Consider the following 23858-nt stretch of genomic DNA (forward strand, 5'->3'; position numbering starts at 1 on the left):
CTTGTTTTGCTTTCTTGTTAAGGTGAATCTCTGCTCGCATGCCGGGCTTCCAGAGTATTACTTTACTACTTTACTATTTCACTACTTCACTGTTTCACTGTTTCACTACTTCACTGCTTTACTGCTTTACTGCTTAAGCTTCCCTCGATTCCTATGTTCGAAGTGAACCCTTTATCTGTTTTATTTTTTTGTTAAAGCTTGCCACTTCTCTCATAGGTATTTTCCGGAGAGTATTACTTCATTATTTCACTACTTTACTGTTTCACTATTTCACTGTATACTGAAGCCATGAGCGAATTTGAATTAAGAGGAGACAAATCCCCTGAACAAAGCCCACAAAAGAACCCGATTATAAAGTTCTTTTCTTCAATTTTATGGTTTATTCAACCACTCCTAATTTCATTTTTGATTGCTGTTTTTGCTTGGCTATTCTTAGCAACTCCACACGAAGTACTCGGATCATCAATGGAACCCAATATTCACGACAAAAGTTTTGTTGTTGCATCAAAACAAACATACAATTTTAGAAAACCAAATAGGGGAGAGATTGTCATCTTTGAAAGAACCGAATACCGCGATTACATAAAGCGTGTTATTGGACTCCCAGGCGAAACCATTGCAATAAAAGACTGCCATTTTTATATAAACGGGAAACTGCTCGATGAATCTGTATACATAAGTCCAGATATTTGCACCCCCGGAGGTGCATTTTTAAAGGAAGGCGACGAAAACCAATTTGTAATTCCGGAAGGATATTACTTCCTTGTGGGTGATAATCGTACGGGAAGCACAGACAGTAGAGATATTGGAGCCGTATCACTTGACCTTTTTAAAGGAAAAGCTTCGATTGTCTTCTCAAGCGGTCCGGATAGGCGCATTTTTTTTATTAAAGAACCGGAGTACAAATAGTTTTCTGTTTTGCCATTTCCTGCTTTCTATTGTATTATTATGTAGATATTTATAGGAATTCTTTATGAAAAAACTCGTTATTATAAATCAAAAAGGAGGAGTCGGAAAAACCACAACTGCAATAAACTTGGGCGCAGCACTTTCACAAAAAGGAAAAAAGGTTCTACTCGTCGATCTTGATCCTCAGGCAAATTTAAGTTCGGGTATTGGTTACACGATTTCAAAAAAAGAAGATGAAGAAAGCCCCGGAATCTATGATGTTCTAATCGGCGAAAAAAAACTTTCGGACATATTTGTTACAACCTCGTTAAAGAACCTTTTTCTTGCACCCGCAAGTATTTCACTGGCCGGTGCCGAAATTGAAATGATTAACATGCTTTCGAGAGAGACAAAGCTTAAAACAGCGCTCGACAACTTTAAAGAATCTCTTGATTACGTAATCATTGATTCACCTCCATCTCTAGGAATTCTGACAATAAATGCACTTGTTGCCGCAGATTCAGTAATTATTCCAATTCAGTGTGAATATTTTGCACTGGAGGGACTTGGAAAATTGCTCGAGACTATACGTGTAGTAAAGGGAATAAACCCCGGTCTGGAAATAGGTGGCGTGATCTTGACTATGTACGATGCACGTACAAAACTATCTGAGCAAGTTGCAAATGATGTTAGGTCGCATCTTGGTGATAAGGTTTTTAAAACTATTATTCCAAGAAATGTCCGCCTCTCCGAAGCCCCGTCTCACGGAAAAAGCATTTTTGATTATGACCCAACTTCACAAGGGGCACAAAAATACGAAGAGCTTGCTACTGAACTTGCTAATCGATTTTAAAAATAACTTAACTGCCATCTAAAATGCAATCAGATTCCAAAACAAGACTTGGTCGCGGACTGTCGGCTTTAATATCCGACGAAACAGCGCAAACACTAAACAAAAATACTGCAGGTGTTATTGAAATTGACATTTCAAAAATCAAAGCAAACCCTTATCAGCCTAGACAAAGCTTTGAGATGAATAAACTTCTTGAGTTAGCTGAGTCGATTCGTCAAAATGGGGTACTTCAACCAATTATTGTTACAAAAGACATAGAAGACAATTACACACTAATTATCGGCGAACGTAGGCTTAGAGCAAGCAAGTTAGCAGGACTTACGCAGATTCCTGCAGTTATAAAAGATATGTCCCGACAAGATATGCTAGAAATTGCTGTTATTGAAAACATTCAACGTGAAGACCTGTCACCAATTGAGGAGGCCAGAGCATACAAACAACTTTTATTAGAGTTTAAACTTTCACTTACCGAACTTGCAAAAAAGATTAGCAAATCCAAATCGTTTATTTCTAATAAAACCAGGCTCCTTAAACTTCCGCAAGAAATTATCAATGCACTCCAGAACGGAGTAATTTCTGAAGGTCATGCAAAAGCCATTCTCGGGCTTTTGGGTCCTGATTTACAAATTCAAGCATTTAAAATTACAGTTAAAAACAATCTGTCTGTACGTGACACAGAAGATCTTGTTAATAGACTCCGCAAAGGCGATATCAATAAAGATTCCTCTAAAAAGATTATTGAATATGTTCTATCCGGCGGTGCAAAAAAAATCCAACGAGACCTTGGAAAATATCTTGATGTCCCTGTCAGAATTGTTCCCTTAAAAGATGGAGGAAAACTCGTAATGCGCTATAAGACGGAAACCGAATTGGAACAGATTTTCAAGAAGGTTGTAAATCAATAATCGTATAATATTTAAGGTTCTGCTAGATTGTAAACAGGATAATAACTTTTACCATAGCTATTTGCACCTTGGAAATCCATGTGGTAAACTCTCTCTGAAATCTCCCGACAACTGCCTAAAACCTAAGAATAGTTCTATTATTTTACAATGAATGATCCCAAAACACTTTGGAATAAAATCTTAGAAACAATATCAACCCAAGTCTCAAGTACAACCATAAGCACATGGTTCTCTCGCGCAAATCTAAACAAATTAAATAACGGCGTTGCAGTAATCGGATGTGCCGATCCATTTGTCCGTGAGTGGATAGAATCAAAACACAGAATTCTTTTAACCGAAACAATAAGCCAGCTTGTAGGTAACCACATTGCAGTAACCTTTGTAATAGACGAGAATCTGTCTAGCAAAGAGGCTATAGAAAAAACCCCCCTTTTTTCAACGGGAAAAGACGAAAACTCTCTTATTAAAGTCCTCGGCAACTCAAACATAAATATTCGCTACAGCTTCGAATCGTTTATTGTTGGTCCGTCAAATAGACTTGCACATGCAGCGGCAGAAGCAGTTGCAGCACGTCCCGGAGCAACATATAATCCACTGTTTATTTATGGCGGGGTAGGGCTAGGCAAAACACACTTAATGCATGCAATCGGGAATCGTATGTTAAATGACAATCCCAACCGAAAAATATATTACTGTGCAAGTGAAACCTTTTTGAACTCAATGGTTGAAGCAATTAGGTCAGGAAAGACTACCGAATTTCGGCAGAAATACCGAAAGCTCGACTTGCTCATTATCGATGACATTCAATTTATCTCAAACTGGCAGGAAACTCAAAGTGAACTTTTCCATACATTTAATGAACTATATCTTGCAAATAAACAAATAGTGTTTGCATCTGATCGACCTCCCTCCCAAATTTCAAATCTAATGGATAGGTTGCGCAGCAGGTTTGAAGGGGGCATGGTTGCCGATATTTCTGAACCTACTTATGAAATGCGCATAGCAATTCTTAAAAAGAAATGTGAACAAAACCTGATACATCTCCCCGAAGAATGTATCAATTCAATTGCAAGCTCAGTAGAGTCAAATATTCGTGAACTTGAAGGTGCCTTAAATCGAATCTATAACCAGAAAACCGTTACCGGAATAATTCCTACACCGGCGGAAATTGAAAATATTCTTAAACGCGACATAGAGCAAAAGCAGCGCCAGATAAGTCCAAAGAAGGTTATTAAAGCCGTTGCAAAAGAATTTAATGTTACAGTTAAAGAGCTTAAAGGTTCAAGCAGACGTGCACAAATTGCAAAGCCAAGACAAGTCGCAATGTTCATTATTCGTGAAGACCTAAAACACAAGCTTGAAGATATCGCAGGTTTCTTAGGGAAAACTGACCACACAACCGTTCTTAATGCAGTTAAAAGAGTATCATCTCTCATTCTTAAGGATGATACTGTTCGTGAAAAAATCGAACGACTTCGCCAACGAATCAGACAAAATACCCTCTAACCTTTCAACATGCCATATTGGACTATTTCTTTGAGAACTCCATGGTGCTAAAGTATATCCGGGAGGTGTTACAGACGTAAAAATGAGTAGATATATTGGTCAAATTGGTGAAGATTTGGCAAAGCTATATTTGAGAAACCAAAATTATACAATTTTAAAAACCAATATTTTTTCACGTTTTGGTGAGATAGATATTCTTTGCCGAAAGGCAAAAGACCTTTATTTAGTGGAGGTAAAAACAGACAATAATAACAGCCACTACTCATTAAGTAATGTAACACCTCAAAAGGTTAATAGATTACTACAAACATTTTATTCTCAAAAGTTAATAAATCCACGCATATATGCTAATATACAAATACTGATTATCCATATCACTCTATCCCACGGAATCTTGATCAAGTCATACTTATTGGAACCAATCTAAAAATGGATCAACCAACTTTCTTGGCACAAATAAATAAAACAAACCCGAAAAATCTTGCCGAAATTGAGAGTGTGATTACTCTTGCCCAAAAAGTCTATGCCAATAATACATGTAGCTGGGGCGAAAGTATGCTTTCACATAGCCTTAATGTTGCAAACGACTGTTTAAATCAAAACCTTGACCTTAATACGATTAAACTTGCAATTCTTCATGATATCGGACTTTTTATAAAAGAATCCGAAATCGATAAACTGCTTCCCAAAGAAAAAACTCTGGTTCGGCTAATAAAAAATTACACAGCAATTAAGTCTTTGGTTTACAAAGTAAATGACAAACACACAACAATATCATTAACCACAAAACTTTTATTGTCCACTAGCAACGACATTCGTATTCTAATTGTGAAATTATTCGATAAACTTGAAGATCTAGAAAACTACGAAAATCTTCCGCCTAGCGAAAAAAAACGGCTTTTAAACAGAATAAAACGAATATATTCTCCACTTGCCGATTTTATTGGGATGGCTGCACTAAAGCGTAAGTTTGATGATCTTGCATTCATGGTTGAAAACCCTTCTGAGTACCAGAAAATCAAACAAGTTCTAAAAAAATATGAAGACCCCAATTATCATAAATCCTTTAAGAAAAGGCTTGTAAATCTTCTTGCAAGTCAAAACCTTCGACCTATAAAAATCTTTGGACGAACAAAAGGTATTTACAGTACATATGAGAAAACGATTCGAGGGTTTGGGTCCGAAATACCAGATAAGTCAAACGTTCCTTTAGGGTTCATTGATCAAATTGCAGACAAATATGGAACCACTATACTATTGCCAACCGTAGAAGATTGTTATAAGGCATTTAACCTCATAAAAGGGAAATTCGAAAAGGTTCCACGAACATACGATAATACGGGACGTGATTATATAGCAAATCCACGACCTAACGGCTACCGCAGTTTACACATTAGAATGTTTACAGATCAACGTAAAAAAATTCAGACAGAGATTCAAATTAAAACACCTGAAATGCATCTTTTCAATGAGTATGGTCCTGCTTCCCATATTGCATACAAAGTAAAAATAGTTTTTAAGGAAGATCTTGATAAGGATCTTTATGTATTCGACAAGCTTCAGCAGTGGAAAGATAATCCGACAGATAAGCGAATTTACAAACTTAATCTTTTTAAAGATTCTATATTCGTTTTCACGCCAAAATCCGATGTAATACGACTTTCCAAGGATGCAACACCCATTGACTTTGCGTATAAAATTCATACAAAAGTCGGCGAGCACTGTGGAGGTGCAAAAATCAATGGCATAATGTCAAAAATATCAGACACACTAAAAACCGGCGACATTGTCCAAATAATTACAACGAAAAAGCCAAACGTAAGGAAAGACTGGCTTAAGATTGCAAAGGACACAGAAACCCTTAGCCAAATTCGAAAATCTCTCAGAAACCTAGAAACCGGTGACAGAGCTACTTAAGTATGTTATATTGAATAAGTATCTAAATTCTTAAAAAACCTATGGAGCAAAAAAATAACATAGGAACCATTGCCTTTATTATCTTTCTGTTTCTTGCCGGTGGTGGCCTAATTTGGTACGCAACCACGGGAATGAACTCAACCAAGGATACAGAAAACAAAGAGAATACTCAGGAACAAGAGCAGGAAACAAAAGATGAAAACGAAGAGAATTCCAACCAAGAATCATCGGAAGCCGAAGAGGAAACAGAAGAGGAAAACCCCGAAGAAGAGAACGAGGAAGAGCCAGAGGAAGAGGAAACCGAAAATACATCATCAACCTCCGGAAATTATACCGATTTTTCAATAACAGGATTTGCATATCGTGTAGAAGCCGGGGTAATGCATTTTGAATGGAACGTTACAAAGGCTACTGCATCAAAAAACATTGAATACACAACTCAAAAAACAGGAAATACCCTTAACGTTACCTTTAAAAATGTAACCAAAGATTTAACAGTTAATTATATAAACGGTACCTGCGCAGAAGAAACCTGCATATACAATCTAGTTGAAAATTGGGCGCCAACTGTTGAAGGAGTATATTCCGGCAAGACCTCAATCTACGAATTCACATTGGCTGAAGGTCGAAATTTTGAACTTGACTTTGATACGGAAGGAAAGGTTGTGCTTTTGGTAAAGTAGGGGAATTAAGAAATTAGAAGAACAGTAAATTAGTAAAGCAAGAAATACTTATTTTTATGTTGTTGCTATAATATCTCGATCATTAATCTAAGACCTAATTTTTGTGATTACTTTAGTCCTCGACAATATTCGATCCGCATTTAATGTGGGATCAATATTTAGAACCGCCGATGGGCGAGGGGATTGCAGGCTTTTTTTATGCGGCTATACACCAACCCCGGAAAATCCCAAAGTCAAGAAAACAGCACTTTTTGCGGAAGAAACAGTACCATGGCAATACTTTAAAACTGCATCCGATGCCCTATCTCAGCTTGAGAAGGATGGAACTCGAATTATCTGTCTGGAGCTTACCAAATCTGCAACCGATTTCAGGAAATATCCTTACCCAAAAGATATCGCAATTGTAGTTGGAAACGAACTTGACGGAGTGGACAAATCGCTTACTCAAAAATACCCAAGTATAAAAATACCAATGAACGGTCGAAAGGAATCATTAAATGTTGCAATCGCCGCCTCAATTGTTATGTATGCCATTCCCAATGAATAATCAGGTAATTGTTATTTTCGGACCAACGGGCACAGGAAAATCAACACTAGCAATAAAAATTGCATCAACACTTGATTCACCTGTTATTTCAGCTGATTCTCGTAAAGTCTATAAGGGACTGGACATAGGAACAAACAAGGAAGCACTTTTAAAGGCAAAACACAAAAAACTCATTCCTTCTCTTCACTTGATAGATGTTGTTACCCCCGACAAACGCTTTACTGTTTATGATTTTTTAAAAGAGTGTGAACATGTTTTTGCAAAGGCACATGCTGCAGGCAAAATCCCTGTTGTTGTCGGCGGAACAGTAATGTATATAACAGCACTCCTTAAGGGATATACGCTTCGAGAAACAAAACCTAACATTAAAAAGCGTATCCGGCTTGAAAAGAAAGCCTTACCTCAACTTCAGTTAATACTTAAAACAAAACGTCCTGATGTGTGGGAAAACATGGATAATGGTGAACGGAACAACAAACGTAGATTGGTACGATGGCTGGAAGTTGCATTAGACAATAGAAAGGTTACAGAACAAAAAAACATTGCCTACGATTTCATTACAATACCTCTTATTCCAACAAAAGAAGAAACTCAGAAGAAGCTGCAGGTTCGTGTGGAAAAAATGTTGGACGCAGGGCTTATAGAAGAAACAAAAAGACTTTTACAAAAATATCCCAAAGATTGTGTCGGACTTTCCACAATGGGATATAAGGAAGCTGTAGATTTCATAAACGGTGATATTCCGCTTACCGAGCTTAAAGAACGCATAATTATCCGCCACAGGCAATATGCAAGGTACCAACGCAGGTGGATTATGAAAAAATTACATACCCCTCCGTAGGGACAGGTCTAGACTTACAGTAGTCCAAATTTTGGATGATATATCACGAAAAATTTTAAGACACTAGCCGCTCTAACCTTTTACAAAACAACCGCCAGATCAATATTTGTAAAGAGGGTGTAGGTGGTCGAAAGATGCCCCTCCGAAAACCCTTATCTAATAGTACGTTTGAAATCAAGGGGTGCGGGTCTAGACCTGTCCCTACGGGGAAATGTATTGTATAATTTATTATTCATTTTTCGATACTGCCTACCAATGAGTTATATAAAAGCCGGAAAAGCAAAAGGTATAAAGCTTGAAACTCCATACGTAAAAGGGCGCTTAAAATCTTCGGTTTCGATCCGGATTGCCTCAAATCGCTTTAAAGAAGGTGTATTCTCAATAATTCAAACAGCAATACTCGATGCAAATGTACTCGATCTGTTTTGCGGCATAGGCAGTTTCGGAATAGAGGCTTTGTCTCGGGGAGCAAAATATTGCGACTTTGTTGATCAGTCTAAACAAGCGGAGAGCTTTATTTACAAAAATCTTGAAAAAACAAGGTTTTCGCACAGAGCATCATTTTTTAACATAAAGGTTGAAGATTTTCTCGGAGCCAGTGCTTCACTTGAAGAAAAATACAGAATTGTGTTCATTGATCCACCATACAATAAAATAACAACGGAGAAGATTACCGACATCCTTGAACGACTCTGTGAATTTCTCGAGCCCAAAGCAATTGTTATCCTAAAGCATGATAAAACCATAAATCCACCCCAAGATATTAAATCGAGTTTTGGCACATTGTCTCTTGATAAGCAAAAGAAATACGCAGTTTCGATAGCTTCAGTTTACTTCTTTGAGTAATGGAATTTAAAACGATTATATCTGCAATCAAGCTTCCAACAAAAGACTTTGTTACCTGGTGGTATTACACCGTTCCTATAAACATATTAAAACATTCAAAGATTATTATTCTTAAAATCACCGAATTTATAAATCCACACGAAGGCTTTGCCATACTAAAGACTCAAGGTTCCGGAATTATTCTAAGAATAGTTATTATTCTGATAAATATTTTAACTTACGCAATTGATGCTTTAGTGTTTTTCGTTGGAATTGTATGTGTTATTGCTTGGACGACTTTACCAATAATTAACATTTTACTTTTAGTCTTAAGCCCGATAACAAATGGATAGATCGGTAATAATAAAATCAAAAAATCAGATTCCAATATCATACGAAGAGTTCCCCTATGAGCTAATTAGTGATAACGAGTATACTGTTTCAGTACTTACTCAGGATAGATTCTTTACATTATCGACAGCGACACTTGCCAAAAACCTTAGAACAATCAAAAAAAGAAAGCAAACATTAGGTCTTAGAGTTATTCTTTATTCAATTTTACTCCTGCCGGGAATGTTATTAGGCATTCCTTTCACATACAAGAGCCTTTTTATAAATCTTGTCTTCTTAGCAGAGTTATCCCAAACCCAACAAACCGTAATTTCATTCTTTTTTCATTTATCCTTAATATTTTTTACAGGGGTTATATATTCAATCTATACGCAGATATACAAAGTCGAGCAGTTTATTCCCTCCGATTATATATTACCAAACCTAAGACTTATAGATCTGTCCAATATTTCACAAACCAGAACCAACTATCTTAATTATTTCGATGAAGATGTCATAAACCTTATCCTACTGTCGGTCCAAGAAAACACATGGGATTCACTTGTGCTTTTCAGACTTGCTGCAATCCAACCTGAATGTGAAAAATTGTTAAATTCACTAGAGATTAATCTTGATCTTGACAGTCTTAATCCCAAAGAATTTCCAAAGCTTAATCTTGCAGCACTAAACTCATTTTTAACATATGTTACTCAGTTTGCAATAGAAACCAATAATCCAACAGTAACTATTCAAAATCTGTTCTCGACTTTTCTATACGTCTTCCCGTACTTCTATACAAATTTTTCACAGGTCGATAACTATCATACACTTATTGCTGCAACTCAAATCGAATCAGAGCAAAAGATTATAAAAACCAAAATCCGTTTACAGTTTTCAAACCAATTGATTGTTCCACACTCAAGCTTACTTAAAAAATGCATAAGCCAAATTTGGGCAAAATCAATTCGCACAAGTGCACCACTTAGCATCAGGATAACCTCCGTGCTTAAAGCTCCGCCTATACCCAATGTAGCACTTTTTCCAAACACACTTCAAAAGGAAAACTTTATAAACACTACATCACACGAACATAGGGGACCGGTACTTTCAGTTGATTTACTAAAAGTATATGAATTATACACGGAAATTGGACCTTCATTTACAAATGCATTCTCGGCAATAAAACAAAATTCAATTGTATTTATTGACGGGTGGGACGAAAATCCCGGGATCCTTAAGCGAACACAAACCCTTATTAAACAGCTAACAAAAATTTTAACAACCCGGAAGTGTAGAATCTTTGTGGTTCTTAACAGCAACGTTGCCCAAAATTACGATTTGCGGGAGGTCCTTGGAATGGATATGATTTCACCAACTCCGGAAGATATTCAAACAGACATTAGTACAATTCAAAACTTCCTTTTGGAACTTAGGCCGACAACAATTGCACTGTATGCCGCATATATCCTTTCGGACGTTTTGTATCCCGTTAAAGACAGAGTCTCGGCAACAATAGGATATTTGGAAAGATTTAGTATTCCAAACGTTGACTCCGGGCGGATATTCAAATCGACAGCCCAATTACTCAATAAAACAAGGGAGGAACTTGAATCAATAATATATTTAAGTAGGCGTGAAGAGGAAGTATATGCCCAGGTAATCGGGCAAAAACACACAATAAAAAAGATATTCAAAGCGCTTAAGCGAAAAATGATATTCGACAACCAAGAAGTAAAAACCATTCTTTCGTTTCTTGTTGTTGCACCACAAAAGTGGGGCAAACGTCACTTATTAAAGGTTATACACGAAACGTTATTTCCCAACCAGAAGATAATCATAATCAATATGGAAAAAGACAATATTATTACTAACATTAAGAAAGCAGATCGGCCGGCAACTATTCTCTTTGAAAATATTGAGAAGGCTAAACCGTCCTCACTTGAAATTATCTTACAAATTCTTTCAAAAGGTCAGCTTCTTGTCGACAAAAGAATCCTAGATTTTACCCAAACCATAATATTTTTAACAATTAGTAGCCTTCCAAAGGAATATTTTTCCGAAAGGCAACTTCCACATACAACAATAGAAAACTTAACACTCTTAAAGATAAAACATCTTATTGATGCACGGCTTTTCACAAAACTTGAAGGACTGGCCGTACTTGAACTTCCTGACATTTACGAAATTCTCGAATATATAAGAACATTTGTTATCACAAATGACAAAAAGCTTGATTCGACCGATGCAATTAAGCTTGCGACTAAGTTATACGAGCAAGGCATATCGTATTCAGGAATCCGGAAAGTGCTTCAAAAACTTCCGTCAGTGTGATATACTGCCATGATTTATCAATAAATTATATTTAAAACTAATGACACCGCTTCCAAAGAGAAGGATATCAACCAACAGAAAGGGCAGAAGAAGGGCTCATGACAAGCTTAAAAAGATAAACTTCGTATTGTGCCCAAAGTGTAATGCCCCTAAGTTACCTCATCAAAAGTGCCCACGCTGTGGATTCTACAAATAACGCCAACATAAGCATAAAACAACCGGAGCATATAGTTAGAAGAACCAGGGTTGCTCTTATAATTGTTTTATATACCATATTCTTTGAAGACATCAAAAAAGAAATTTCTGCTGCGGACATTAATTACAAAGAGATTCTTAGAACAGCAAATGTAGGTAAAATAAAGGAGAGCAGATTCAACGAGAGCTTAAAAGCAATAATAGAAGACTTACATAAGATCGATGAGATCATAAAAAATCATGCCCCTAAACGACCAATCGAAGAAATAGACAAAGTCGTGTTAAGCATCCTAAGAGTATCAATTTTTGAAGGATTTGTAGGAAAAACAGTTCCACCAAAAGTTGCAATCAACGAGGCTCTTGAAATTTCAAAAGAACTTGCCTCATTAAACCAAACTCAATTTATTAGCGGATTACTTGGAGCAGTATTCTCAGAACATAAAGAAAATTGAAGAAGTAACCGGACACACGTTTAAAAATAAACGGTTATTACTCACAGCACTAACGCACAGATCATTTAGAGCAAAAAATCCTAAAATCTTTTCAAACGAACGAATTGAGTTTTTAGGTGACGCTGTACTTGAGCTTGTCATATCAAAATACATCTACTTTAAATTTAAAGATAAAGCAGAAGGTGATCTAACATTAATTAGATCGGCACTTGTTCGTACTGAAACATTAACCGATGTAATAAATGAACTTGGTCTGTCGGAAGTAATAAGAATGAGCACTGCCGAGCGGAAAAGTGGTGGTGAAGATAAGCCATACATTCTTGCAAATATTTATGAATCAATAGTCGGAGCTTTGTATATCGATGCAGGTTTTGCTACAGCTCAAAAATTTGTTCTTAAAACGCTTACACCCAAACTACCCGAAATATTAAAAGAAAAACGATACAAAGATCCCAAAACTCAACTTCAGGAAATAACTCAAACAAAATTCAAAACTACACCGACCTATAAACTAGTATCAGAGCTGGGTCCGGCACATGAACGTGAATTTACAGTTTCGGTTTGTGTAGATCAAAAACAACTTGGAGTAGGAATGGGTAATTCAAAACAAAAGGCGGAAGAAGCTGCGGCAGAGCAAGCCCTTAAGAAATTATCGTAACCATTTACAAAGATTCATTATTATTGTAATATACACAAGTTCTAAACTCGTATCCTAGGCTTTTTACCTATCCTCAAGTTTCAAAGTCTGGCACGATTTAGCTTTATTCTAAGATAACTAAATATATCAATGCTTAAGATCCGTTTAACTCGAAAAGGAAAAAGACACGTTCCAAACTACAGAATAGTTGTTGCCCATGCTCAATGGCCAAGAGATGGAAAATTCCTGGACGATCTAGGTTATTACAATCCAACCCAAAAGCCATTGGAACTTAAACTTGACCTCGAAAAGGTCGATAAATGGCTAAAGAATGGTGCACAACCAACAGAAAAAGTCATGGCTCTTATTAAAATTGCACGAAACCCCAAACGAATCAAAAAAATCGCCGAAGAGGGTATTAAAAAACAAGAAAACAGAAAACTAAAAAAGCTTGCAGCCAAAGCTGCTGAAGCCCAACCCGTAGGTAGTGAAACAGTGAAGGAGTCAAGTAGTGAAGCAGTCGTAGAGCAGCCAGCCGGTGAGACAGTGAAAGAGTCAAGTCCCAAGGAACCTAAGGCCGACGAACCAAAGGCTGAAAAATCAAAGCCCGAGGAACCTAAAGTTGACGAACCAAAGGCTGAAAAATCAAAGCCCGAGGAACCTAAAGTTGACGAACCAAAGGCTGAAGAGCCAAAGCCCAAGGAACCTACACCGGAAGCAACGACTTAACCCTTGTGCAAAATAAGTCCATAAGGTGACCCTAATTCTCGCCCTAAAATTATGCAATTGACTATTTTGTGTAACAATGAGACAATGAAAAATATATAAGTTTTTCTGCTCACACATGATAGAGCTTATAAAACACATAATTGAAAGCATCGTAAATAGTCCGGAAGACATAAAAATCGAAGAGCTCGACGGCGAAATGCCAAATGTCAAAGTTTATAAAATTTCCGTTAAAGAAGAAGACAAAGGACTTGTAATAGGGAAGCATGGACGCACAATAAATGCTATCCGCGACATTATAAAAATCAAAGCCATTAAAACAGGCATTCGTGCCGTTTTGGAGTTAGAATAAAACAACTTAAATAACACCTAAGTTCACAAACAAAACAATGGTACCAGATAGATTTTCTCAACCAACACCACCAGACCCAAGAGCAGTAGCGGATCCAATCACAGCGAACCAGAAACCTTCATTTGAAGAGGCCGCACAGAGAATTCCTACATCAGCAGAAACTCAGCCAACTAATACAGGAAGATATTATTAATAATGCCATGAAAGCTGCAAAGGCTGAATACGTCTTGGCAAAGCTTGAAGCCGAGAACCCTGAAAGTTCACCTAAACAGCGTGCTCTGGCAGAAGCAAACGCTATATTTGCAACTGGAGAGCTCGCTACTTTAGCACAACGTTATGTTAGGGAGAAGTTAAAAAGGGTTAAATCCATCAGGAACTCGTAATTCTTCACACCATTACGGAACTCCAAACAAACCTGTCGACCAAACTCTTAACTCTCGAGATAGTTAAGGTAGTCTTCTTACCTCTGAAAGTATCTATCCATTAAGGATTCTCTGTGTGAGCCTTCCCACAAGATCTCGGGCTGCATTGATGCACCCTCGTAATAAATAGGGTGCACAACCGTGGATAAATGCTGCCCTTCGTAAAACACGTGGGTAATTATCATTGCCTCACGAGTCCATTGCCAGTTTGCCTGATCAAAAAAGATATTTCCCAGACCATAAAAAATCACACTATCTTGATAGTTCTCTATAACCTGGGGGGTATGCGCCTGAGTTCCCACAACAATGTCAGCCCCGTAATCTGCAGCCAGTTCAAAATAATACCTTTGGTTAGGAATACCAACAGGTAAATAACAACTACTAAGTCCATCATAACACCAGCATTCCTGAAACTGAAAGTCCACAATAACAATATCTGCATTTTCACTTGCTTCTCCAATATCTTGCCTCATGTTTTCATCACTTTCGTATGCATTAGCTCCCGGGTGTGAGTCGGTAGCAAGCGCATATGAATTACCGTAATACCAATCGTAAAAGTTGTATCCAATAAATGCAATCTTTGTACCCTTTTCTTCAATATACAAAATTTCACTTGCACTTACAGCATCCTTTCCTCCACCAAAATGCTTTATACCTAAGTTATCATACATATCAATGGAAAATGCATTCCAGCTGGAGCCATAATCATTATTATGATTTCCCGTAAGTTCAACAATGTCTATTCCCGCATTAGTTAACGATTCCACATAGTTAGGATGAGAGCAAAATCTATAGGTAGGACTATCCACAGGAGAACAATCCGTAACAAAAGAAACTTCATTACTTGTGTGTGCAATGTCTGACGCACGAAGATATTCCGCAATCCTTTGTGATGGCCAATCATACTGACCAACGCGCTCTATCTTTGCAGCAAGTGATCTTGTAATTGCAGTAACGCCTGTTTGAGTAACCGTTAGTAACTTTTCAGGATCTCTATTTGTCAATGGATCGAATGACAGTGGCATGGAACGATCAGTTATAAGATATGATCGTAAAGGATAATCCGCGTCAAAATCAAAAGGACTAATTCCATCAACAGTTAAAGCACGATATTGCGGACTAAGTTCGGTAAATAGAACAAGCCCTACAAGCGTTCTATCAAGATCAAGTGCAGCATAAACATCAGCAGTTGTATCAACAATAGTAAGATTTGGATGAGTAAAAAATACCGGAATTTTTTCTAGCGTAGCACGAGTCGAAACTATAGAAGAAGTTGCCAAGAGGTCGGTGTCTTCAATCTTTGATTTAACGTTTGTAACAGCAGCAAAGTATATCTCTTCAAGAATAGGTTGAGAAACAACATCAGTGTTAGGAAAATAACTTTCGTAGTTAAACCTTAAACCTCCTACAGAAACAACGTTCGAAGGAATGTTCAAACAAAAGTAGCCTGACTCGGATAATCTTTCTTTTACATTTGGATCTACAGACATTGGAAGTATAAGTACCTTTACCACAAAGGGTTTTGCCGCAACAGAGACACCGGATTTCTCAGCAAGAAAATTTACACTCTTAAAGTACCAGCTCATACAAAGACTCGAGACAATGACGGTTATTATAAATGCTAAAATATAAGGTTTCTTCATTCAACGTTTCGATATTCAAGCTCTGATTCTATTATTGCTGTGTCAAAAACAGCAACAGGTGTAATAATAGAAAAATCCTGAGGGTCCTCAAGGGAGTAACATACCACGTTAAAAGTAATTCTCCATGGATCCGAAATACTTGTATAACGATTTGCATCAATTGTGTCGGAGAATCCCTCTACGTGCCTTATTGCCAGATCATTAACGCTGATCAAAACACCTTTACTTGTTAACTCATCAAGAAATGATCCTATGTTTGTAATATCACCTACATAAACAAACGGGCCGGCAACTACATTAAGCCCCTCAGGAAATACCAATCCCGAAAGCCCCCGCACATCGCTTATTGATGTTATTCCAGGGTGATCGGACTGTTGAAGTGTGATACTTTCTGCAACAAGTCCATAACGTTCAGCAAGGCTTTTTACATGAATTGCAAGCGTGCTGACTTCCATGTTTGTTGGGATTAATGAATTGAGCTTAGAAAGAATTGTAACCTGTGACGTTACGTTTATCTGCTCAAGTGTTGTATATTTTTCTTTAAGTTGGGAAATCTCATTTTTTAGCTGAGTGTACTCACTGTTCTTGTCAAAAATTCCCTGTATGTAAGGAAAAATCAAGATTCCGACACCTGCAAGAATTAAAACACCTATTATGGGGATAACAATATCGGATACGGTTAATCCTTTTGATATCGTTGCAAGGGAACTCATTATGCTCTTTCTTATTTTTTTATTACCCTTTACTTGACTTCCGATAACGGCCATTACTTAGTAGCAACTGAACTTAATGAAAAATATCCTTCAATGCGATACGCATACTCACTGATGTTAATATTTGAATAATCAATTCCTCTGCTTGAGTCAGATGATCCAATTTTCACTACAATTACCTGCGATATAATATCATTGTCGGCAAGACTATCGGCAACTGACAAAACTTCGGAATATAAATTACAGGTTCCTTGAAAAGAAAATGCCAAGTCGTTAGAGAAAGAATATCCGTCTACAGTACATGCCGAGGGTAGAGCAGCCCTTAAAACCCTAATTTTGGATTCATAGTCGGAAATTGTTAGCTCTCTTACTGTTGTATAGGAAATCCATTTGTCGTTTAATAAACGTTGTCTATATTCAGTATCTTTTCGATTGGTTATTAACCCTTCAATTTTTGCTTTCTCCTTTTTTGCCTGGGTTATTTGAATGTTAAAGTACAGATTAAAGAAAAGTACAATCACTCCTACAAAAACAATAACAAAAATGACGATTACACTGGAAACATTTATTGTGCTTTTTACCTCAACCTTTCGTACTTCTTCAGCTGATGGAGGAAGAAGCAGGTTTATTGATCTATCTAGTGCCATAGTTTTAAATATCTTTTAAAGCAAGTCCTACAGCAACAGCGTAGGCTGATCGACTATTTTCAAGAATTTTCTCGTATTCGCCACGTATCTTAAAATTCTGCCAAGGATCTGCAAGTGAAATGTTAAGCCCCAGTTGATCGGTTAAATAAAGTGCAAGCCCGGGAAGCAGAGCCCCATCACCTACCAAATATACATCTTTGGGCGATGAAAACCCTGTTTGTGATTTGTAAAATTCAATGCCACGAACAACTTCTCCTACAATGATTTTTACAATTGGTTCAAGTGAATTAAATATTTTCCCTTCAAGTTGTGAGGCTTCGAGTCCATATTTAATTTTGTATTCTTCAGCCTGTGGATATTCAAGCGAAAAATCGTTCATAATGGATCTAGTAAGCGAATCCGACCCTGTAGAAATACTCTGAGAGAATACAAGATTACCTTGTTTCACAATACTCATGTCAGTAGTCTGAGAACCAAAATCAAGTACAATTGCTTCAGGAATCCCGGTTGTATGTTTTATCATTCGGGCAATAGCAACACCTTCGGTTTCTATTGCAATTGGTTCAAGCCCTGCACGTTCAAGTACATCAATGTAAGTTTGAATAATTTTTTTTGTAGCAGCAACCCTAAGTACAAGAAACTCCTGGGTTTCTTTTTTCTCACCAAGTACGGTGTGATCAACTTGCATTTCCTCTATTGGGACAGGTAAAGACTGCTTAGCATCCCAGTATACTGCCTGAGCAAGCTCACTTTCTTTTACACCTTTATATGTAGAGACTCGTGTTGAAACTACTGATTCAGGAACAGCAGCAACTACTTGCTTAACCCGTATTCCTGCATCGTTAATCATTTGCCTAACAACAGAAGCAAGTCTGTCTTTGTGAACATCGTTTTCACTGTTTAAAACCCCAAATGGAGTTTTAATATTTCCTATTCCTGCAAGTTCCGGAGTTTTGCTTGCAAAATTCTTTAGATAAACAGCTTTTACAGAATGATTTCCAAAATCTATTCCAAAATGATCGGGTAAACGCTCAGCCATATTTTGGGCAGTAAAATTAACAGACTAATTGTTACTCTAATAGTAGAATATTAAGGAATCCGTGTCAACCGAAATATGACAAAACCAGCTACTCTTTAAGCGGATGGAATTTCTTATGAGTATCTTCCGCAAATTTATCGGATGCATGAACATATCTTGTAGTCGTATTTAGACTTGCATGCCCCAAAAGTACTTGAATTGCAGCAGGTGATGCTCCATTTTCGGCCAAATATGTTGCAAATCCATGTCGCAAACTATGAGGAGTAGTAGGCACAACAATTCCCAGAAGTTTTCGATAAGCCGATAATTTTTCTTCAATATAATTTGTAGAAATTCTGGCGTTTTTTTCACCCTGACGACCACCACGATATGGTATAAAAAGTGCGGGTTTATCATCTTCACGAATCTTTAAATACTCTTTAATCCAGGTAAGGGCCCGCGGAGTAAGATATACAAACCGACCCTTTTTCCCTTTACCGATAACATAAATCTTACCGTTTTCGTTAATCTGATCACGATCCAAAGATACAAGTTCAGATACACGCAAACCTGTAGAGAAAAGCACTTCAAGTATGGCCCGGTTGCGAAGTGCAATTTTATCGTCTTTTTCAAATTCCATTGGTGCCTCGATAAGCTTTAAAAGTTCGTCAAATTCGGCTACCTGCGACTTTTTGCGCTCAGTTTTAATAAGCTTTATGGCATCGGGTGGAATAGGGCAGTCGTAGTCAAAATCAACTAAATACTTTAAATACGACCTAAGCGATGATAAAAATCTGTTAATGCTTGAAGCCTGCAAACCCTTTTGCGGTGCCTTGCCGTATCCATAACGCCCACGATAGGTTGGTACATCAATGCGCTGCCTCGATTTTACTTCATTGTTCTGCTGTTTCACTGTGCCACTATCAAGGCAAGCTTTCAAAGCAGTCTCCCTTGTAATAGGATCCCCACCTTTTTCTGGATGTAGCCGCTGCAGTACCTTTAAATCTTTTAAATACTCTCCAGTTTGAAGATAGCTTTTATATAGCGTTATTGTTTTTTTTGAAATGTTTCCAAACTTTTCGCCTTCTTTATCAATAAAAAGTGCAAATACGGAAAGGTCGCGTTTATAATTTTTTGTGGTCTTGTCACTGTAGTTACTTGCGGTAAGTTCGAGTAGGTAATCGTCTTGTTTGGGTAGATAAAACAGCTTTAGCATGATATATCATTATATCAGAACCTCTTATACCAAATACATTACGTTAATTATCGTTAAAGATTCCCACGAATAACATTGTATCAGTACTTTTGTCAACAATCATATACATAAATGTGTGATCGGCCTTAAAGTAAAACTCATCAGTTTCCACAGACACAATATCAAACCCAACCGTTGTTACGGCAGCTGCTTCTGTTCCTTCTTCATCAACTTTTATGTATGAATCATGCTTTACAAGATCTATTGCCAGTGAACAATCGTCTGTAATGCCGGAAAAGTCTGCAGAATCCGAAAAAGCCAGTTCCATACCCATATTATTCAAGAAATGATTCAGGAAAACACTATATTTCTGTTCAAATTTGGGAAATAGAACGGTCCCTTCATTAAGCTCCATAGCAGCTTCTAAGTCCGAAATGCTTTCAAACCTCCAAGTCTTCAAAAGACTTGAAACCGTATTTCCTTCTGTTGGCAATACAACATACATAACCAAATTTTCTTTCGCATAAGGAAGCTCAACTATCTGCATTGTGTTGTCTTCGTAATAGTTAAGCTCCTGGTCGTAAAGAGCCATTAGATCAACGTAAAAAGGACCATACACATCGCCTACTGGATCAGAATCTATCATCCAATCCGGTGTAAACTTTTGATTTGGCAAAGTATTGTCGGGATTAAATTGGTATTGCCAATCCTGTTTAAAATAAACGGCATTCGCAAGAATCATTCTAATATTAGAAAGCAGATTTGCAGTTACAACTTCCTTTATTTTGTCGTTGGTATTATCAGCAGCCCAGTTGTTAATGGCCAAAGCCGTTTCTAATGGATTTTCCGGATCAAAACCGTCAATTACAGATGTAAAATAGTTCTTTGCCACATTAACAAACTCATCCTTTAAATGGTATTCCTCACTAAGCCAAATTGCATTTGCAGTATCTAAATACTCGGCATCGGTAAGATACTCTTGAAGAATCTTAAACTGCTCGTTTAGCTTGTTAATCTCTATATCATTAAGTCCAAGTGCCGAAAGCATCTGCTCCTGAGTTTCTCCATTGGCGCCGTTAGCCGCAAGTGCTAGAGCAATTTCAATACTTAACGGGGAAATAAATATAGAATATTTGTGGGCATCATGATGCGGTATAGGTGTGTATAGCGCAGTAAGCAGATCTAGTCCAAACTCATTAGAAGCCTCGACAACTTTCACACCATCTGTTGAATTAATTTCATTAACCTTTGAATCATTTGATTTGCTTTTCCAGGCCAATATTATTGCAACTGTCAAAGTGGTCAAAAGCACTGACCCTGCGATAATTAAAAGTATTTTACGCGTTTTGTCCATTTCGTTTAAAACAAGTTAACTTAAACATATAGATATCCTAGGTTACACTCATTATGATAAAATTGCACATGGCATATAAAAATAATAACCAACCTTTCGTTTGCAAAAACTGCGGCAGGAAGGTCCCAAAACTTAAGGTAGGAAACCGAGACCACTGTCCTTTCTGTCTACACGGGCTACACGTAGATATAGAACCCGGCGACAGAAATAATACCTGCCACGGTATACTAAAGCCGCTTAAAATCGTAACTCGCAAAGGCAAGCAGCAGATAGAATTTAAGTGTGAAAGCTGTGGCGATACCGTTTACTGTTTAATAGCTCCAGATGATAACCTTGAAGTGTTAAATAAAGCCTTATGAAAGAAATTATCGCACTCTCCCCAATGGATGGAATAACCGATCTTCCGTTTCGACTTATGGTAGAACAGTTTTCTCCAATGATAAATACAGTCTATACCGAATTTGTTAATGTACAAGGGTTATACGAGAAACCCGATTTGCACGTAAAGCGCTTACTCTACCGACCAGAAGAACCCAAAATATTCGCTCAGTTTTTTGGGAATGGATCTCAGCTTAAGTACTTCGAAATTGCAGCTTTTATTGCCAAGCAAATGGGATTTGACGGAATTGATTTAAACTTAGGCTGTCCGGAAAAGCGAGTTGTTCAAAGTGGCGCAGGTTCAGCATTAATCGGAAATGAAAAGACGGTAAAATCAATTATTTCCGCTATCCGTACAGGATTAAAATCAGATTACAGCACCGATTCAAAGGTTAAAAAAATATTAGCAGAAGTAAATAAGACGAGGGCAGCAGGATTTTTGAGACCACAGAAAAAAACATTGACCATAAGTATAAAAACACGACTAGGAATCAAAGAAGTAATGCCCGATACGTGGTGGAAATTTCTTGATACGCTCAAAGTTGATCTTATTACAATTCACGGTAGAACCCAATCCCAAATGTATTCCGGATCGGCAAATTGGAAACATATTCAAAAAATAAATAAACTTATGCAAACCCCGATTTTAGGAAACGGTGATATAGGTAAAGCATTTTTTACAGACGAAAACTATAATGCTCAAAACGAGCTTTCAAGCAAGCTCAAGATTACCCCCGAGGGTATATTAATTGGCCGTGGATTCTTGGGAAATGTGGATCTACTTTCGCGGCATAAAGTAACTCGCACATTGAAGGGTCAGTTAAGTTTTATAAAAAAACATATTGAACTTTATAAAGCTTTCGCCCCTGAGTATATTGATCCGCTTAAAAAACATATTGTCTGGTACCTTAAGGGGCTTCCCGATGTTAAAGATCTAAAGCAAAAATTTATGGAATGTGAAACATACGAGGATTGTGATACAATTTTATCGCAGGTTTAAAAAATATCCCCATGAACATAACAATCGATCGTACTTGGAAATCTATTCTTTCAACACTTGAAAAGGATATTCCACCATTCACCTTAATCACAGGCAAAGCAGGAACAGGAAAATCCACACTACTTACACACTTTTTCGAGACCACATCTAAGAATTCCGTACTACTTGCACCAACAGGCGCAGCAGCAGTAAATATTGGCGGACAAACAATCCACTCATTCTTTGGATTTACCCCAGCAACTACCATAAAAGATGTATTCGCCAAGGCGAAGAACAAATCCAACAACGTACACAAAGTAATAGAAAAACTCGACTGCATTATCATTGATGAAATCTCTATGGTTAGAGCAGATCTTTTGGACTTTGTAGATACATTTCTTCGAATCTCAAAAGCATCAGATCAACCGTTTGGTGGGCTTCCAATAATTGCATTTGGCGACCTATACCAGCTTCCACCCATACTACAAAGAGACGAAATGGATGAATTTTCAATAATGTATGAAAGCCCATACTTTTTTTCATCTCAAGTTATAAAACGAATCACAAAAGAAAGAGCTCTAAGTGCATTTACACTTGATACAATTTATCGTCAACGTGACGAAAAGTTTATAAATATTCTTAATTCCATAAGAGAGGGCAACGCATCATTTCAAGGGTTAACATACCTAAATCAAAATTGCTTTAAGCTAACAAGTTCCGAAACAGACTCAATTTATTTAACAACCACAAATCAGAAGGCCGATATGGTAAATGAGCAGAGACTAGCGACTATTTCTAACCCGGTAAGAACATATACCGCGTATGTTTCCGGAGATTTTAAAGAAAACGCATTTCCAACACAAGAAATTCTAAAATTAAAAAAGGGTGCTCGAATAATGATGCTAAACAACGACAAAGACGGCAGATGGATAAACGGAACACTCGGAAATATTACAGAACTCAAGGATGGATCTGTACTTGTACAGCTCGACGGACAAGCTGGACAAAATACAACTCATGAAATTTTCCCCAACGAATGGGAAATATTTAAAACAAGCTGGGACAATTTAACAAAATCTTTAAAAAAAGAGGTTGTTGGTTCATTTATTCAACTTCCTATAAGACTTGCCTGGGCAATTACAATCCACAAGAGCCAAGGTAAAACATTTGAAAAAGTTGTTATTGATCTTGAACGTGGTGCATTTAGCGAAGGGCAAACCTATGTTGCCCTAAGTAGGTGCACAAGTTTAGAAGGGTTAACCCTTTCACGACCTGTTAAACCGTCCGACATAAAAGTCGACCAACGAATTACAGATTTCTTGCAATCTGTTTCATCAATTGTTTAATCATCACCCGTTTCATCATTTATTCGTTCATCATCCGTTTCGTCATTTATTCGTTCATTATTGTAGAGACAGGTCTAGACCGACATGTGTGCATAAAATCCACGAAAGACTCTAACTTCCCAAACGATATGATTAGAGTCTAAATAATCCATATTTTACGGGGGTCCTGAAAGAA

At 37.3% G+C, this 23858-nt stretch carries 27 protein-coding genes; 21 read left to right on the plus strand and 6 right to left on the minus strand.

Translation table 11 applies throughout. The annotated features are described in order from the left end of the window. The first annotated feature begins 288 nt into the window (after positions 1–288). The 18 genes from lepB to JW962_01820 all read left to right on the plus strand — a co-directional run bounded on the left by lepB (position 289) and on the right by JW962_01820 (position 14371). The gene (gene lepB, locus JW962_01735) at positions 289–909 is read left to right on the plus strand and encodes a signal peptidase I (GenBank protein ID MBN1374032.1); all 621 of its coding nucleotides are present in this window, start codon (positions 289–291) and stop codon (positions 907–909) included. Between the two features lie 64 nt (positions 910–973). Continuing rightward, a complete protein-coding gene (locus JW962_01740; GenBank protein MBN1374033.1) occupies positions 974–1741 on the plus strand; it encodes a ParA family protein in 768 nt (255 codons plus the stop codon). Between the two features lie 23 nt (positions 1742–1764). Then, a complete protein-coding gene (locus tag JW962_01745; protein MBN1374034.1) occupies positions 1765–2646 on the plus strand; it encodes a ParB/RepB/Spo0J family partition protein in 882 nt (293 codons plus the stop codon). Between the two features lie 147 nt (positions 2647–2793). Then, positions 2794–4152: a chromosomal replication initiator protein DnaA gene (gene dnaA, locus JW962_01750; GenBank protein ID MBN1374035.1), complete on the plus strand. Its 1359-nt coding sequence runs from the start codon at positions 2794–2796 to the stop codon at positions 4150–4152. A gap of 82 nt (positions 4153–4234) precedes the next feature. Continuing rightward, on the plus strand, positions 4235–4579 hold the full coding sequence (locus JW962_01755) for a YraN family protein (protein ID MBN1374036.1): 345 nt from the start codon (positions 4235–4237) through the stop codon (positions 4577–4579). Between the two features lie 2 nt (positions 4580–4581). Beyond that, on the plus strand, positions 4582–6069 hold the full coding sequence (locus JW962_01760) for a bifunctional (p)ppGpp synthetase/guanosine-3',5'-bis(diphosphate) 3'-pyrophosphohydrolase (GenBank protein ID MBN1374037.1): 1488 nt from the start codon (positions 4582–4584) through the stop codon (positions 6067–6069). Between the two features lie 41 nt (positions 6070–6110). Continuing rightward, positions 6111–6752: a hypothetical protein gene (locus JW962_01765; protein ID MBN1374038.1), complete on the plus strand. Its 642-nt coding sequence runs from the start codon at positions 6111–6113 to the stop codon at positions 6750–6752. Between the two features lie 103 nt (positions 6753–6855). After that, positions 6856–7299: an RNA methyltransferase gene (locus tag JW962_01770; GenBank protein MBN1374039.1), complete on the plus strand. Its 444-nt coding sequence runs from the start codon at positions 6856–6858 to the stop codon at positions 7297–7299. Beyond that, positions 7292–8140 (plus strand): tRNA (adenosine(37)-N6)-dimethylallyltransferase MiaA, encoded by an 849-nt coding sequence (miaA, locus tag JW962_01775; protein ID MBN1374040.1) that lies wholly within the window; start codon positions 7292–7294, stop codon positions 8138–8140. Before JW962_01770 ends, miaA begins: the two co-directional genes overlap by 8 nt. Positions 8141–8395: 255 nt before the next feature. Next, on the plus strand, positions 8396–8986 hold the full coding sequence (locus JW962_01780; GenBank protein MBN1374041.1) for an RsmD family RNA methyltransferase: 591 nt from the start codon (positions 8396–8398) through the stop codon (positions 8984–8986). Next, positions 8986–9318, plus strand: coding sequence for a hypothetical protein (locus JW962_01785; protein MBN1374042.1), 333 nt, complete (start codon positions 8986–8988; stop codon positions 9316–9318). Before JW962_01780 ends, JW962_01785 begins: the two co-directional genes overlap by 1 nt. Continuing rightward, complete coding sequence (locus tag JW962_01790) at positions 9311–11626, plus strand: hypothetical protein (GenBank protein ID MBN1374043.1); 2316 nt, start codon at positions 9311–9313, stop codon at positions 11624–11626. The genes JW962_01785 and JW962_01790 overlap by 8 nt, the downstream gene beginning before the upstream one ends. Before the next feature lie 40 nt (positions 11627–11666). After that, on the plus strand, positions 11667–11822 hold the full coding sequence (gene rpmF / locus JW962_01795; GenBank protein MBN1374044.1) for a 50S ribosomal protein L32: 156 nt from the start codon (positions 11667–11669) through the stop codon (positions 11820–11822). Next, positions 11806–12273 (plus strand): hypothetical protein, encoded by a 468-nt coding sequence (locus JW962_01800; GenBank protein ID MBN1374045.1) that lies wholly within the window; start codon positions 11806–11808, stop codon positions 12271–12273. Before rpmF ends, JW962_01800 begins: the two co-directional genes overlap by 17 nt. Continuing rightward, positions 12239–12931, plus strand: coding sequence for a ribonuclease III (gene rnc / locus JW962_01805; protein MBN1374046.1), 693 nt, complete (start codon positions 12239–12241; stop codon positions 12929–12931). Before JW962_01800 ends, rnc begins: the two co-directional genes overlap by 35 nt. Positions 12932–13060: 129 nt before the next feature. Next, a complete protein-coding gene (rpsP, locus tag JW962_01810; GenBank protein ID MBN1374047.1) occupies positions 13061–13639 on the plus strand; it encodes a 30S ribosomal protein S16 in 579 nt (192 codons plus the stop codon). A gap of 115 nt (positions 13640–13754) precedes the next feature. Further along, entirely contained in the window at positions 13755–13988 is a 234-nt protein-coding gene (locus JW962_01815) for a KH domain-containing protein (protein MBN1374048.1), read from the plus strand. 200 nt (positions 13989–14188) lie between these two features. Then, the gene (locus tag JW962_01820; protein ID MBN1374049.1) at positions 14189–14371 is read left to right on the plus strand and encodes a hypothetical protein; all 183 of its coding nucleotides are present in this window, start codon (positions 14189–14191) and stop codon (positions 14369–14371) included. 77 nt (positions 14372–14448) lie between these two features. Here JW962_01820 and JW962_01825 read toward each other — a convergent pair whose 3' ends face one another. The 6 genes from JW962_01825 to JW962_01850 all read right to left on the minus strand — a co-directional run bounded on the left by JW962_01825 (position 14449) and on the right by JW962_01850 (position 20980). Further along, complete coding sequence (locus JW962_01825) at positions 14449–16053, minus strand: CapA family protein (protein MBN1374050.1); 1605 nt, start codon at positions 16051–16053, stop codon at positions 14449–14451. Then, entirely contained in the window at positions 16050–16766 is a 717-nt protein-coding gene (locus JW962_01830) for a hypothetical protein (GenBank protein MBN1374051.1), read from the minus strand. The genes JW962_01825 and JW962_01830 overlap by 4 nt, the downstream gene beginning before the upstream one ends. Positions 16767–16819: 53 nt before the next feature. Continuing rightward, complete coding sequence (locus tag JW962_01835) at positions 16820–17413, minus strand: hypothetical protein (GenBank protein ID MBN1374052.1); 594 nt, start codon at positions 17411–17413, stop codon at positions 16820–16822. Between the two features lie 4 nt (positions 17414–17417). Further along, complete coding sequence (pilM, locus tag JW962_01840) at positions 17418–18452, minus strand: type IV pilus assembly protein PilM (protein ID MBN1374053.1); 1035 nt, start codon at positions 18450–18452, stop codon at positions 17418–17420. An 88-nt stretch (positions 18453–18540) separates the two neighbouring features. Then, a complete protein-coding gene (locus JW962_01845; protein ID MBN1374054.1) occupies positions 18541–19647 on the minus strand; it encodes a tyrosine-type recombinase/integrase in 1107 nt (368 codons plus the stop codon). A gap of 43 nt (positions 19648–19690) precedes the next feature. Then, on the minus strand, positions 19691–20980 hold the full coding sequence (locus JW962_01850) for a serpin family protein (GenBank protein MBN1374055.1): 1290 nt from the start codon (positions 20978–20980) through the stop codon (positions 19691–19693). A gap of 53 nt (positions 20981–21033) precedes the next feature. Here JW962_01850 and JW962_01855 point away from each other — a divergent pair, with 53 nt between their 5' ends. Genes JW962_01855 through JW962_01865 form a run of 3 tightly spaced genes read left to right on the plus strand, consistent with a single transcriptional unit; the run spans position 21034 to position 23683 of the window. After that, positions 21034–21339, plus strand: a complete 306-nt coding sequence (locus tag JW962_01855) for an RNHCP domain-containing protein (protein MBN1374056.1) — start codon at positions 21034–21036, stop codon at positions 21337–21339. Continuing rightward, positions 21336–22358: a tRNA-dihydrouridine synthase family protein gene (locus JW962_01860; GenBank protein MBN1374057.1), complete on the plus strand. Its 1023-nt coding sequence runs from the start codon at positions 21336–21338 to the stop codon at positions 22356–22358. The genes JW962_01855 and JW962_01860 overlap by 4 nt, the downstream gene beginning before the upstream one ends. 11 nt (positions 22359–22369) lie before the next feature. Then, complete coding sequence (locus JW962_01865; protein ID MBN1374058.1) at positions 22370–23683, plus strand: AAA family ATPase; 1314 nt, start codon at positions 22370–22372, stop codon at positions 23681–23683. Positions 23684–23858 lie beyond the last annotated feature (175 nt).

Source organism: Candidatus Dojkabacteria bacterium, assembly GCA_016927995.1.
Lineage (GTDB): Bacteria > Patescibacteriota > Dojkabacteria > JAFGLO01 > JAFGLO01 > JAFGLO01.